A 13,588-nucleotide genomic window follows, 5' to 3' on the forward strand; every position below is an offset into this window, starting at 1 on the left:
ATGACCACCCTCATCCCCGTGGTGGAAACCGTGATGATGCGGCTTGCCTGGACGTCGTTGCAGGCCGCGCTGCTGGTGGGCGCCGTGTGGCTGATCAATCGCCAGCTTCCGCGCCTGTCCGCGGCGACGCGCTCGGTGTTGTGGTGGCTGCTCGGCGTGCAGCTGCTGCTGGGCCTGTTGCTGCCCACGCCCGTGTCGCTGCCGTTGTTGTCACCGTCGCCTGTCGCGGTTACCACGACGAGCACGACGCGAATCGACGACAACACCCATGTCTTCATGGTGTCGACCACGGCACCCGCGGAGCACCGCATCGCCAGCATGGGCCAGAGCGGCCGCTCCACGACGGAAGCACTGGCCGACGCCGCCGACCGCGACGCCGGAGCGCCCACTGCATCAGCGCGCCCATTGGTGGCCCGCCTGCTGCCCGTGGCCTTTGCCTTGTGGCTGGCCGGCGTGCTCGTGCAGCTGCTGGTGACGCTGCGGCATTGGCGCGAAGCGCGCGCCGTGGTGCGTGCCTCGCGCCCGCTGGACGATGCCGGCCTTCAGGCGCTATGTGCAGAGCAGGCGCGCGCCATGGGTTTGCGCCGTCTGCCTTCGTTGCGCGTCTCCGATGACATCCGTTCACCCCAGGTCAGCGGCCTGTGGCGCCCGGTGGTGTTGCTGCCGGCAGGCCAAGGCTTGTCCGCCGGCGAATCGGCGCTCGCGCTGGCGCATGAACTGACGCACCTGCGTCGCGGTGACCTGTGGATGGGTTGGGTCCCCGGCATCGCGCAGCGCCTGTTCTTCTTCCATCCGATGGTGGCGTGGGCGATGCGCGAATACGCCCTCAACCGTGAGGCCGCCTGCGACGCGCAGGTGGTGCAGCAGCACGACGCTGCACCGCAGGACTACGGTCGACTGCTGTTGCGCCTTGGCGTGGCCCATCCGCTGCACGCCGGCCTTGCCGGCGCGTCGCCGACCTTCCTCAATCTGAAGCGTCGACTCGCACTGTTACAGCTGAGCGACCAGGCGAACACGCCGCGCTGGCGCAGCGCACTGATCATCGCGCTGGTGGCGGCGATTGGCGTGATGCCCTATCGCGTGACGCAGGCCAAGGCGGACGTTGCCGCCGCGCCGGCTGCATCACCCGTGGCAGATGCTTTGCCGTCGCCGTCGCCGTCGCCGTCGCCGTCGCCGTCGCCGTCGCCGAATCCGCATCCGAATCCGGCTCCGGCTCGGACTGAGGCGGCCACCGCGGCAGCAACGGTTGTGGCATCGGCCGCGTCGGCTGTAACGCCGACACCCGTCACGCCAGCGACACCGGCGACACCGGCAACGCCACCGACGCCCGCCACTCCGGCAACTCCGCCCACGCCGGTGACGCCGCCGATTCCTGCGCTGCCGCGCGTACCGAAGGCGCCACCTGCACCACCTGCACCGCCCGCGCCTCCGCCGGCTGCCACGGGCTTTACCGCGCATCACGTGGATATCGACACGCGCGACGACGCCCCCTACGGCTTTGCCGTGCTGGACCACGATTCCATGATCGTCAACGGCAGCAATGTCGACCTTTCCATGGCCCGCAGCCTGCAGCACGACCGCACGCCGCTGGTGCTGTTTCGACGCGGTACGGATACCTACCTGATTCGCGACGACACCTATGTCGCGCGCGCCAAGGCCGCCTATGCACCGGTCACCGAGCTTTCCAAGGAGCAGGGCCAGCTGGGTGGCCAGCAGGGTCGGATTGGCGGCGAACAGGCCGGCATCGGCGCCCGCATGGGTTCCTTGGGTCAACGCCTGTCCCGCGTGGCCCAGCGTGAATCCGATCTGGCCCTTAGGCAGGCGCGTTATCCAGCGACCAACAACGGCGATGACGAACGTGCCGGCTTCGCGGAGGAGCGCGCGGAAATCCAGCGCGAGCAGGCCGGACTGGAACGCGAGCAGCGCGACCTGGCACAGCAGCAGCAGGCACTGAGCAAGCAGCAGCAGGCGTTGAGCGAGAAGCTCCAGCAGGCTTCCGCGCGCGCCAACGAGCAGATGAACGCACTGCTCACCAAGGCGCTCGCCGAAGGTGCCGCCAAGGCCATTAGCAACCGCTGAGCAGGCGCGGTGACGCGGATCGCCCGCGTCACCGCCATCGAATCACCCGCATGCAATGACGAACCGTCCCGGCCCGAGCCGGGATGACGGGAGCGGCTTGCCTGTGCACACCCGGCAGGACGCGCCACAGGAGACGACATGATCGGCTACTACGCTGCCACCGCCATCAGCAGCCTGCGTCGCAGCAAGACGCTGGCGGCCCTGATGATCCTGGTGATCGGGCTCGGCATTGGCGCGAGCATGACCATGATCACCATCTTCCACGTGCTGTCAGAGGATCCGCTGCCCGGGCGCAGCGACCAGCTCTTCGCACCGGTGATCGATCCGCGCCCGCTCGCGCGCGATCGCAGCGAGCCCGGTGAACCCGACGGCAACTTCACCTGGCCCGATGCCATGAACCTGCTGCACGCCGCGCGCGCCGACCGTCAGGCCGCGATGGCCGGTGGCGCCGTGCCGGTACGCCCGGCGCAGGGCGGTGGACTGCCGTTCTATGAAACCGGTCATTACGTGACAGCCGATTTCTTCGCCATGTTCAGCGTGCCCTTCGCCGCGGGGAGTGGCTGGCGCAAAGAAGATGACCAAGCGCATGCGCGCGTCGTGGTGCTCAACAGCGACCTCAGTCGCAAGCTGTTCGGCAGCGAGCCTGCGATGGGCCGCACGGTGCGCCTGAAGAACATCGATTTCCGCGTTATCGGCGTGGTCGATCACTGGAACCCGCAGCCGCAGTTCTATGCGCAGATCAATGGTCGCGTGTACGGCAAGCCCGATCAGTTCTTCCTGCCGCTGCAGACCGCGCAGGATCTGGCCCTGGACTTCAACGGCCGCTTCTCCTGCTGGGACGGCGGCGGCGATGCCCGCACCAGCGACCATTGCGTGTGGCTGCAGTTCTGGGTGCAGCTGGATACGGCGGCGAAAGCCAACACGTACCGCAGCTATCTGGCCAGCTACTGGCACGACCAGCAGGCGCACGGCCGCATGCAGCGGCCAGTGCGGGCGGAGCTCTATGGCCTGGTCGACTGGCTCGCGCGCCAGCACGCCATTCCCGATGACCTGCGCCTGCAGTTGTCGCTGTCGCTAGGCTTCCTCGCCGTATGCATGCTCAACGTGGTGGGCCTGCTGCTCGCCACCTTCCTGCGTCGCGGCGGCGAGATCAGCGTGCGCCGTGCGCTTGGCGCGCGACGCTGGGACATCTTCCTGCAGCTGGGCGTGGAGGCGTCCGTCATCGGACTGGCCGGCGGGTTGCTCGGCCTGGGCATCGCCTTCGTCGGCTTGTGGAGCGTGCGCCAGCGACCGGATGGCTACGCCCAGCTCGCGCAGATGGACGCCCGCATGCTGCTTGGCACGATCGCCCTGGCGCTCGTGGCCAGCGTCGTCGCCGGCCTGCTGCCCGCATGGCGCGCCTGCCGCATTCCACCCGCCCTGCAACTGAAGACGCAATAAGGACCGCCATGTCGCACTCCCCGTTGATCGCCAGCCTGATGCGCCACAAGCTCACCGTCGGCCTGTTGGTGACGCAGGTGGCACTGACCTGCGCCATCGTCTGCAACGTCGCCTCCATCATTGGCCATCGCCTCGCACAGATGCAGCTGCCCAGTGGCGTGGCGGAGAACGAACTGGTGTTGATCGAGAGCATCAGCGTGGACGAATCCACCAACGCGCTCGCCAGGCACGATGTCGACCTGGCCGCACTTCGAAACATCCCTGGTGTGGTGTCGGCGGCGGCCGTGGATTCGGTTCCGTTCAGCGGCAACAACTGGAGCAACGGCGTATCGCTGCTGCCCAACGGTCCGGCGCTGACCACGGCCACGGCCTACAGCGGCACACAGGATGAGATGCGCACACTGGGCATGCACCTGGTCGCCGGCCGCCCGTTCCTGCCGGAGGAATACATTCCGCTGGATGCAAAGCACGACTGGGCCGGCATCAATCACGTGCCTTCGACCATCATCACGCAGTCTCTGGCAGCGAAGCTGTTTCCCGGCGGCAACGCGCTGGGCAACGTGATCTATCCTGGTGATGGCCCCATCCGCATCGTCGGCGTGGTGGATCACCTGCTGCGTCCCACGCTGGATGAATCGGAAGCCAGCGGCTACGCCACGCTGTTTCCCATGCTGCCCGACACCGCCAACATCACCTACGTGATGCGCACGGCGCCGCGTGAGCGCGAACGCGTGCTCGCCGACGCGCAGCGTGTGCTCGCTCAACTCGACGGCAACCGCGTGCTGCGCAAGCCACAGACGTTCACTCAGCTACGCGATGACTACTTCCGCCGTGATCGCACCATGATCTCCTTGCTGCTGGCCGCGGCGCTGGGGCTGTTGCTGGTCACCGCAGCCGGCATTACCGGCCTCGCGAGTTTCTGGGTGCAGCAGAGGCGACGCTCCATCGGCATTCGTCGCGCCGTGGGCGCGACGCGGCGAGACATCCTGCGCTATTTCCAGACGGAGAACTTCGTGATCGTCGGCGCTGGCGTGATGCTGGGTGTGGTGCTGGCGTATGGGCTCAATGTGTTCTTGATGGAGCACTACGCGCTGCAACGGCTGCCCTGGTTTTACGTGCCCGTGGGGGCGGTGGCCTTGTGGATGCTGGGGCAGGGAGCCGTGTTGGGGCCGGCGCTGAGGGCAAGCGGGGTGCCACCGGTGGTGGCGACGAGGGGGTGAGAAGAAAGGTTGCGGAAGCGAGAGGCGGTCAGCACGCCTTGCGGCTTTCCCACGCACCCTCTCCCCGACGGGGAGAGGGTGCAAAGTGCCGGGATGGCGCCGAAACAGCGGTGCCCTACCCCATCAATCCTTCGGTGGCTTCATCTCATACTCCCGCGGCGGGACATCGCCCGCGAGATTGCGCACGAAGTAATCCCACCGCTTGCGCATCATGTAATTGCTGGCCGCACCGTAGCCGTGGCGTGCGTTGGGAATCAGCAGCAGGTCGAAATCCTTGTTCGCCTTGATCAATGCATCCACCACCAGCAAGGTTTCGTAGGGCGGCACGTTGTCGTCCATGGTGCCGTGCGCCAGCAGCAGGTGGCCCTTGAGGCCGGCGGCATGGTTCTGGTTGGCCTGGTCGTCGTAGTTGCTCTTGCCGTCCTTGCCGGCCACCAGCAGGCCCTGCCACTTCTCCGCCCAGTCGTCTTCGTAGTTGCGGTTGTCGTGGTTGCCGCTTTCGGCAATGCCCACCTTGAACAGATCGGCGTCACGGAACATCGCGGTCACGGTGGCGTTGCCGCCGCCGGAATGACCCCAGATGCCGACGCGATCCATGTCGATCCACGAATAACGCTTGCCCAGTTCCTTCAGGCCGATGACCTGGTCCGGCAACGTGTTGTCGCCGATGTTGGCGAAGTACGCGTCATGGAAGGCCTTGGAGCGCCATGGCGTGCCCATGCCGTCGATGGCCACCACGATGAAGCCCAGTTCGGCCAGCGCCTGATGGTCCACGCGTGCCGGGGCAAAACTGCGCGATCCCACCGAGCCGGTCTGCGGGCCGGGGTAGATGTAGTCGATAACCGGGTACTTCTTCGACGGGTCGAAATGCGTCGGCTTGAACATCAGGCCGTACAGGTCGGTCTTGCCGTCGCGTCCCTTCACCGTGAACGGCTCGGGGGCTTTCCAGCCGGTGGCAAGCAGGCGCGAGATATCGGCCTTCGCGATGGTGCTCACCACGTGACCGTCCTGCATGCTGCGCAGCACGGTGACCGACGGCGTGGTCGGCGTGGACCAGGCATCGGCAAACAGACGTCCATCCGGCGATAGGGTCACCGTATGGTCGGCCGGCTCCGGCGCCAGCAACGTCGGTGCGCCGCCATCCAGGCTCACCTTGTAGAACTGCTGGTAGTACGGATCCACGCCGTGCTCGCGACCCACGCCGCGGAACCACAGCGTGCGCGAGGTTGCATCCACCTTGAGCACTTCGGTGACATTGCCTTCGCCGGTGGTGATGGCGTGCTTGAGCTTGCCGCTGTCCAGGTCGTACAGGTACAGGTTGCCCCAGTTGTTGCGCTCGCTGAACCACACCACTTCATGGCTGGCCGGCAGGTACTGCCAGTTCACCTTGCCGTTGCCGCTTTCGTAATAGGTCGGCACGCTTTCGTCGAATACCGTGCGCACCTCGCCGGTATGGATGTCCGCCACGCGGAACCATGCCTGCTTGTGATCGCGCGACGACGACACGAAGGCCAGCGAGCTCGCATCCGGCGCCCACTGCACGTCATCCCAGCCACCGTCGCGGCCGCAGCTCACGTCGTCGCACAGGGTGGAGCGGTGCTGGTCCGGCTCCATCTTCAGGCGCAACACCTTGCGGGCGTCCACGTCGACGATGACGCGTTCAATCATCGTCACGTCCTTGTCGCCGACCAGCGGATACTTCCACTTCTCCACCTTCGGATGCCCGACGTTGGTGCCGACCAGCACCATGTCACCGGTCTTGCGCTGGTCCTGCTGGAACGTGGCGATGCGCTTCGAATCCGGCGACCACACCAGGATGGCCTTGTTGGTGTGCTTCCAGCCTGCGTTGTCGGTGGCGTAGCCGTAATTCTCCACGCCATCAAGAGTGAGCTGAGTCTCCTTGCCGGTGGCGACATCGCGCACCCACAGGTTCCAGTCGCGCACGAAGGCCTCGCTGCGCTTGTCCGGCGAAAGCACCACCGGCTCCTTGCCGACGCCATCCGCATTCTCGTCGCGGCCGGCGGTGCAGGCAGCCTTGCCCTTGGTGTCGCACAGGTAATGCTTGCCCTTCAGGCTGACATCGAGGCGGCCATCGGCCGCGGTCGTGAAGGTAGTGATACCCAGCTTGGTCGCGCTGACCGGCTTGTCCAGCGCCTTGCTGAGCGCGGCAGCGAGCTTCGCGTGGTCAAACGCCGGCTCGGCCTTGCCCGTCGCGGTATCGAAACGCAGGTAGTGATCACCGGTGGCGTCGTGGTCGCGATACCAGAAGTGCGTGTCGTCCTGCCAGGTCACGGTCTGCACCGCGTGATCCACCAGCGGCGTCACGTTGTAACCCACGTAGCGCTCTGCCCGCGCGTAATCATCGTTGGTCAGGGTACGCCCCTGCGCCGCCGCACCCATCGAAAGCGCGCCAAGCGCCAACGCGCCAGCCAGGCGCGCGCTGCGTGTGTTCAAGGTCATGCCTACTCCCCAGTCAATCGCGGTGTTGCGGCGCGCACGAGTTCCGGCGCCGAATCTTTCATCCTAGTGTCATACGGGATGGGGGACCCCTGCCATTGGTACTGAGGGGAAGGCGTGGTGCGTCGGTCCGGGGGGTTCTCAGGCAAGTCTGGGGTGGTGAATGAGCAATAGCGGGTGGTGAGGCAAGATTGACCCCTCACCCCGGCCCTCTCCCCGGAGGGGAGAGGGAGAAGTGGTGTGCATCGCACATCCATCTGATCGCAATGAAGGAGCGCAGCGACGTTCCGCTTTAAGTCCTCAGCGCATCGGCGCGTTGCGAAGCGCTTCGAGGTACCCGCTTGGTAGAGGCGGAGGTCGCCACGCAGCAACGTTCCTCAGCCGTTCGGGCTTCTCCCGAGGGAATGCTGCCAGCCTTTAAGGCCATTTCTTTGGGTTACTTTTCTTTGGGCCAGCAAAGAAAAGTGACTCGGCCTCCGGCAGGAGGTCGAAACGCCCCCGCTGCGTAAGCGGCAAGCTGGCGGAATCACCGCATACCGAAGGCCAGAGCCAAGGCACTGGATCCCAGCTTCCGCTGGGATGACGGTCAAAAGAATGAAGCGTCGGGGCAATAGCCGATCACTGTCGAGACTGGATCCCGGCCCTTGCCTCTTTTACGAAGTGCGCAGGGATGACGAGATCGAAGCGGCAAGGCGAACACACGCATCCAACCCAGGCGAAGCTCGACCTAAGCAAACTTCAACAACCCCACCCCCAGCATGATCAACCCCAACCCCACCCAGCCCGAAACCCGCAACCGCTCCCCGAACAACGTCATCCCCAACACCGTCGTCGCCACCAGCCCCACCCCGCCCCAGATACCGTAGGCCACGGAAAGCTGTATGCCGCGAATGGCGTAACTCAGCGCCGTGAATGCCGCCAGCGCGCACACAATCGCCGCCACCGCCGGACGCTTGTAGGCGAACCCGTGGGACTGCTTCATCAGCACGTTCGCGCCGATCTCCAGCACGATGGCGATGGAGAGATAGAGCAGGTGGATCGGCTCGAAATCAGGAAGCACGGCCGTCCTCCTTCGGTGCCTCGTCAGTGCCGCGCTCCAGCAACACGATGCCCGCGATGATCAGCGCGATGGCCACCAGCTTCACCGGCGACAGCACTTCGGCGAACAACCACGCGCTGCATACGGTGATCAGCACCAGGCCCAGGCTCTCCCATGCACCATAGGCCACCGCCAGCGGAATGCGCTTCACCGCCAGCGCAAGGCTGGTGTACGACAGCACCAGCATCACGTACATCACCGCCAGGCCCTGCGCGTGCGAGCCGTGGTGCGTGCCGTACTTCATCGCCAATGTGCCGGCCACTTCGGTGACAATAGCGACCGCCATGAATAACCAGTAGCGCATGTGGGTCTCCTTGCCCCGCGATTGCGACGCCATCCTACCCTCGCCCTCCCCGGTACCGCCATGAATCCACCCAATCCCGCCCCTGTCGCCACCTCGTTGCCGGAAGCACGCCTGCTCGAGATGGTGTTTCCCGACCACACCAATCACCTCGGTACGCTGTTCGGTGGCCAGGCGCTGGCCTGGATGGACAAGGCGGCCTTCATCGTGGCCTCGCGCCATGCCCGTCGCACGGTGGTCACCGCGCGCTCGGAGGAAGTGAATTTCCGCGTGCCCGTGCGCAAGGGCCAGCTGGCCGAACTGGTCGCGCGCATCGTGCACGTGGGCCACAGCTCGATGACGGTGGAAGTGGAACTGACCGCCGAAGATCCGCTGACCGGCGATCGCCGCGTGTGCACCACCGGCCGTTTCGTGATGGTCGCGCTCGATTCCAACGGCACGCCCGCCACGGTGCCGGCGCTGCCCACCGTCATCGGCTAAGGTGGTCATCCGCTGCGGCGCACCCAGGCGTCGCAGCGATTCTCCGGCCAGAGGGTTACGCCATGTCGCCTCGTTTCACCATCGTCGGCAATTACATCTCGCCCTATGTACGCAAGGTGCTGGCGTGCATGGAACTGAAAGGGCTGGCGTACGACATCGACCCGATCACGCCCTTCGTCGGCGACGACCGCTTCAGCGAGCTGAGCCCGCTGCGACGTATTCCGGTGCTGATCGAAGGCGAGCTGGTGCTCAACGACTCATCGGTGATCTGCCAGTACCTGGAAGATCGCTTTCCCGCGCCGTCGCTCTATCCCGCCGACGTCGCGCAACGCGCGAAGGCACGCTGGCTGGAGGAATACTGCGATACCCACCTGGCAAACGTGCTGGTGTGGAAGCTGTTCTACCAGAAGGCCATCCTGCGCCGCGTGTTCCACGAGGAGACCGACGAGGCCGTGGTGGAGCGCGCGCGCAACGTGGAAATTCCCGCCGCCATCGATTACCTGGAAAGCCAGTTGCCCGCTGAGGGTTTCGCGTTCGGCGAGCTTTCCATCGCGGACATCAGCATCGCCTCGTACTTCCGCACGGCATCCTTCGTGCGCTACACCATCGATGCCGAACGCTGGCCGCGTACGGCGCAGCTGGTGGACCGCACGCAATCGCTGCCGGTGTTCCAGCAACTGGGCCATTGGGAAGAAACGGCGCTGCGCCTGCCGGTTACCGAGCAGCGCGCCGCGCTGCAGGCCGCCGGGGCACCGCTGACCTCATGGACCATGGGTTCACACACGCCGCGCAAAGGCCTCGCGCGCATGGAGTAGGCGCTCGCGGAGGGTGTCGCCTCAGCGCAGGTGCAGCCAGTGCAGGTGCACGCCGTTCTCGCGGTCTTCCGCGCGGAAGCCCTCGCGGCCTTCGGCCACGATGCCCCACACCGTGCGCAGGGTTTCGCCCTGCGGCTCATCCACGCGCACGTGCTCTCCGAGCGGAATGGCGAAGCGGGTTTCCAGCATCATCACCTGGTCCCGTTCCCACACCAGCACGGCCTGGCGTGCCGAGGTGGCGCCCCAGCCGAGGTGGATCTGCACTTCCTTGGGGGCGTAACTGCCGCGGTTGTCGAGCTTCCAGTTCTCCGACCGACGCAGCAGCGCCTGCAGGCGCGGGTCGTTCCAATCCACGCGATTGCCCTTCACGAGTGGCTTGTGTGCGGTCATGTGGAAACTGATCTCATCCGGCAGTACGACAGCACCGCGGCGCAAGCCGCCACGGCAGGGGTATACGCCGCCACGTCGGCGCCGTATGGCTCGGTTATCGGCATGGCTTACGCCAACTTGAGGAACTTGCCCGGCAAGCGGGTCTAGTCCGTCCGACACCCCACCGTCGGCACTATGGCGGGCGCCGAACCGCGGCCATACTCCGCCGCGAACCCACCCGGAGGCTTTCCCATGCGTGCCCCGCTCGTCGCGTTCGCCCTCTGCCTGGCCCTGCCCTGTTTCGCAGACACTCCCGCTTCCACCGATGCGCTGGCGACACCGCCGGCCAACGCCCAGCGCTTCAGCATTCTCTCCCCCGCCGGCAAGCACGGCACCTCGGCACGATGGGTGACCGCCGATGGCACGCACATGGGCCGCGACAGCCTGTTGCTGCGCGGCATGGTCACCGAAGTGGACAGCAGCGCCACGCTGGGCAGCGACGGCATGCTGCAGCACGTGGTGGTGCGCGGCCACACGCCCAACGGTGACGCCGGCGAAACCTTCCATGTGAAGGATGGCACCGCCAGCTGGAAAAGCCCGGTCGATTCGGGCTCGGCGCCTTATGCAGCCCCTGCCGAGTACGTCGCCTTCGGCGGCCCGTTCGACCTCAACGCCGACATGGTGGAGAAGCTGCTCGCCACGCCGGACAAGACACTCACCCTGCTGCCGGGCGGCAAGGCCCACGCCGAGAAACTCACCACGGCCACTGTTGGCGATGGCGCGAAGAAACAAGTGGTCACTGCCTACGCGGTCAGCGGGCTCAGCAACACGCCGGTGCCGGTCTGGGTGGACGCGAAGGGCCATTTCTTCGGCTTCATCTACGGCCTGTCGTGGTTGCCGGAAGGTTACGAGTCCGCGCTGCCCATGCTGGAGAAGATCCAGACCGAGGCACTGGCGCAACACGCCAGGGCCATCGTGCCCAAGCTGGAGAAGACACCGGCCGGGCCGGTGGCATTCACCCACGTGCGCGCCTTCCTCGACGGCAACCGCTTTGCCGACAACCAGACCATCGTGGTCGACAAGGGCGTGATCACCGCCGTCGGCGACGCCGCCACGGTGCAGGTACCGAAGAACGCGCAGGTGATCGACGGCAACGGCAAGACGCTGGTGCCCGGCCTGTGGGACGCACACCAGCACGTGCCCGACGATGCCAGCGGCCCGATGCTGTTGTCGCTCGGCATTACCTCGGTGCGTGATCCGGGCAATGACAACGCGCAGACCCTTTCCCGTGCGCAACGTCGCGCCAGGGGTGAGTTGCTGGGCCCGCACGTGTATCCGTCCATGCTGATCGACGGCAAGGGCCCGAACACGGCGCAGGTCGCCACGGTGGCCACCTCGCAGGACGAAGCCATCAAGCTGACCGACAAGGCGAAGGCCGACGGCTTCGGCGCCATCAAGCTCTACGGCACGTTCAATCCGGACTGGGTGAAGGCCACCGCGGCCGAAGCGCACAAGCAGGGCCTGCACGTGCACGGCCACCTGCCGGCAGGCATGCGCCCGAAGGAAGCCATCGACGATGGCTACGACGAGATCACGCATATCTACTTCGTGATGATGCAGGCCATGCCCGATGACGTGGTGAAGGTATCCAACGGCATGGCGCGCTTCGAGGGGCCGGGGCGTTACGCGCGCAACGTCGACCTCGACAAGGAGCCGATGAAATCGCTGATCGCCACCATGGCGCAGCATCAGATCACTTCGGATCCCACGCTGGTGATCGCCGAAAGCCTGTATGTGCCGGAGAACGGCGATCTCTCGCCGTCCTACGCGCCGTTCGTCGGCACGCTGCCGCCCGCCGTGGAACGCGGCTTCCGCCAGGGCGGCTTCACCGTACCCAAGGATCTGACGCGCGCCGATTACCGCGCCAGCTTCGCCAAGCTGCAGGCGCTGGTCGGCGCGATGCACAAGGCCGGCGTGCCCATCGTGGCCGGTACCGACGGCACCGGCATGGAGCTGGTGCGCGAACTGGAGCTTTACGTGCAGGCCGGCTTTACCAACGCCGAGGCGCTCGCCAGCGCCACCATCGGCACCGCGCACCTGGTCGGTGTCGATGCGCGTACCGGCAGCATCCAGACCGGAAAGGCGGCGGACCTGGTGCTGGTGGAGGGCAACCCTGCGGTGAACATCGGCGACCTGCGCCACACCGAGGTGGTGATGATGGACGGAAAGCTGATGGATGCCACCGCGCTGCGCAGCGAGGGCGGCATCAGCAAGCGGCCGGCGTGGGAAGAGTGATGAAGGCGCGCCTTGCCGGCGAGGTTCAGTGCAGGGCGCCCATCACTTCGACCATCCAGTCGATGAACACACGCAGTCGCAGCGGCAGTTGCCGCTGCGACGGGTACAGCACGCTGATCGGGAAGGAAGGCGGCGGCATGGAGGGCAGCAGTTCGATCAGCGCGCCGCACTTCAGTTCGCTCTCCACGCGGTAACGCGGAAACTGCGCAATGCCCAGGCCCGCCTCGCAACAGGCGAGATAGGCCTCCGTGCCGCTGATGGTGATCGGCGCCGGCAGGTTCACTTCGCGCATGCGCCTGCCCACCATGAACTCCAGCGGCGTGGTGCGCCGCGTGGTGGGCGAGGCCCAGTTCACCGCCACGTGTCCGTCCTGCAGGTCGGCCAGCGTCTGCGGCAGGCCATGCCGTTTCACGTAAGCGGGGCTGGCCACCGTGGCCTGCGACAGGTTCGCCACGCGACGACCCACCATGGTGGAATCGGGCAGGTCACCGGCACGCAGCACGCAATCCACGCCTTCCTGGACAAGGTCGATGAAGCGATCGCTGGTGCCGATATCCAGCTCGATCTGCGGGTAGCGCGCCACGAAGGCCGGCAGCGCGGGGATCAGCACGGTGCGCGCCAGCGACGACGCCAGGTCGATGCGCAGCCGCCCCTTGGGCACCATGGCCGCCTCGCGGAAGTCGGCTTCCACCGCGTCCAGGTCCGTCAGCAGGCGAACACAGTGGTTGTAGTACACCTCGCCATCCCGGGTGGGTCGCACGCGCCGGGTGGTGCGCTGGAGCAGATGGGCACCCAGCCGCTCCTCCAGCCGCTTGATGGTGTGGGTCAGCGTGGCGCGCGGCAGGCTGAGGTCATCGGCGGCCCGGGTGAAGCTGCCCAGCTCGACGATGCGCGTGAACACCCGCATGGCTTGCAGACGATCCATGGAACAGGCACCCCGATTGTTGGCGATTCCATCAACAGAGATGGCGATTATTGAGCATTTATCGCAAGCCTGTCATGACGAAGAATTCTCGGCCTGACTTCTCCCACC

Annotated in this window: 11 protein-coding genes; 6 read left to right on the forward strand and 5 right to left on the reverse strand. The window is 66.1% G+C overall.

The annotated features are described in order from the left end of the window. The 3 genes from H8F01_RS08200 to H8F01_RS08210 all read left to right on the forward strand — a co-directional run bounded on the left by H8F01_RS08200 (nt 1) and on the right by H8F01_RS08210 (nt 4,739). Nucleotides 1–2,079 (forward strand): M56 family metallopeptidase, encoded by a 2,079-nt coding sequence (locus H8F01_RS08200; protein WP_187058506.1) that lies wholly within the window; start codon nt 1–3, stop codon nt 2,077–2,079. Between the two features lie 138 nt (nt 2,080–2,217). Next, entirely contained in the window at nt 2,218–3,519 is a 1,302-nt protein-coding gene (locus H8F01_RS08205; protein WP_187058507.1) for an ABC transporter permease, read from the forward strand. 8 nt (nt 3,520–3,527) lie between these two features. Next, nucleotides 3,528–4,739 (forward strand): ABC transporter permease, encoded by a 1,212-nt coding sequence (locus tag H8F01_RS08210; RefSeq protein WP_187058508.1) that lies wholly within the window; start codon nt 3,528–3,530, stop codon nt 4,737–4,739. A 123-nt stretch (nt 4,740–4,862) separates the two neighbouring features. Here the strand turns inward: H8F01_RS08210 and H8F01_RS08215 are convergent, their stop codons facing one another. The 3 genes from H8F01_RS08215 to H8F01_RS08225 form a co-directional block, all read right to left on the reverse strand. Beyond that, entirely contained in the window at nt 4,863–7,199 is a 2,337-nt protein-coding gene (locus H8F01_RS08215; protein ID WP_187058509.1) for a S9 family peptidase, read from the reverse strand. A gap of 724 nt (nt 7,200–7,923) precedes the next feature. Further along, complete coding sequence (mdtI, locus tag H8F01_RS08220; protein ID WP_187058510.1) at nt 7,924–8,256, reverse strand: multidrug/spermidine efflux SMR transporter subunit MdtI; 333 nt, start codon at nt 8,254–8,256, stop codon at nt 7,924–7,926. Further along, nucleotides 8,246–8,599, reverse strand: a complete 354-nt coding sequence (locus H8F01_RS08225; RefSeq protein ID WP_187058511.1) for an SMR family transporter — start codon at nt 8,597–8,599, stop codon at nt 8,246–8,248. Before H8F01_RS08225 ends, mdtI begins: the two co-directional genes overlap by 11 nt. Nucleotides 8,600–8,659: 60 nt before the next feature. Here H8F01_RS08225 and H8F01_RS08230 point away from each other — a divergent pair, with 60 nt between their 5' ends. Continuing rightward, complete coding sequence (locus H8F01_RS08230; RefSeq protein ID WP_187058512.1) at nt 8,660–9,076, forward strand: acyl-CoA thioesterase; 417 nt, start codon at nt 8,660–8,662, stop codon at nt 9,074–9,076. Nucleotides 9,077–9,138: 62 nt separating this feature from the next. Continuing rightward, nucleotides 9,139–9,891 (forward strand): glutathione S-transferase family protein, encoded by a 753-nt coding sequence (locus tag H8F01_RS08235; RefSeq protein ID WP_187058513.1) that lies wholly within the window; start codon nt 9,139–9,141, stop codon nt 9,889–9,891. 21 nt (nt 9,892–9,912) lie between these two features. Here H8F01_RS08235 and H8F01_RS08240 read toward each other — a convergent pair whose 3' ends face one another. After that, nucleotides 9,913–10,281 carry a hypothetical protein gene (locus tag H8F01_RS08240; protein WP_187058514.1) on the reverse strand — a complete coding sequence of 123 codons (369 nt, stop codon included), beginning with the start codon at nt 10,279–10,281 and terminating at the stop codon, nt 9,913–9,915. Between the two features lie 231 nt (nt 10,282–10,512). Between H8F01_RS08240 and H8F01_RS08245 the strand changes: the two genes are divergently transcribed. Beyond that, nucleotides 10,513–12,555, forward strand: a complete 2,043-nt coding sequence (locus H8F01_RS08245; RefSeq protein ID WP_187058515.1) for an amidohydrolase family protein — start codon at nt 10,513–10,515, stop codon at nt 12,553–12,555. Nucleotides 12,556–12,580: 25 nt separating this feature from the next. Here H8F01_RS08245 and H8F01_RS08250 read toward each other — a convergent pair whose 3' ends face one another. After that, nucleotides 12,581–13,480, reverse strand: a complete 900-nt coding sequence (locus tag H8F01_RS08250) for a LysR family transcriptional regulator (protein ID WP_187058516.1) — start codon at nt 13,478–13,480, stop codon at nt 12,581–12,583. Nucleotides 13,481–13,588 lie beyond the last annotated feature (108 nt).

The sequence above is a fragment of the Dyella telluris genome (assembly GCF_014297575.1).
GTDB lineage: Bacteria > Pseudomonadota > Gammaproteobacteria > Xanthomonadales > Rhodanobacteraceae > Dyella > Dyella telluris.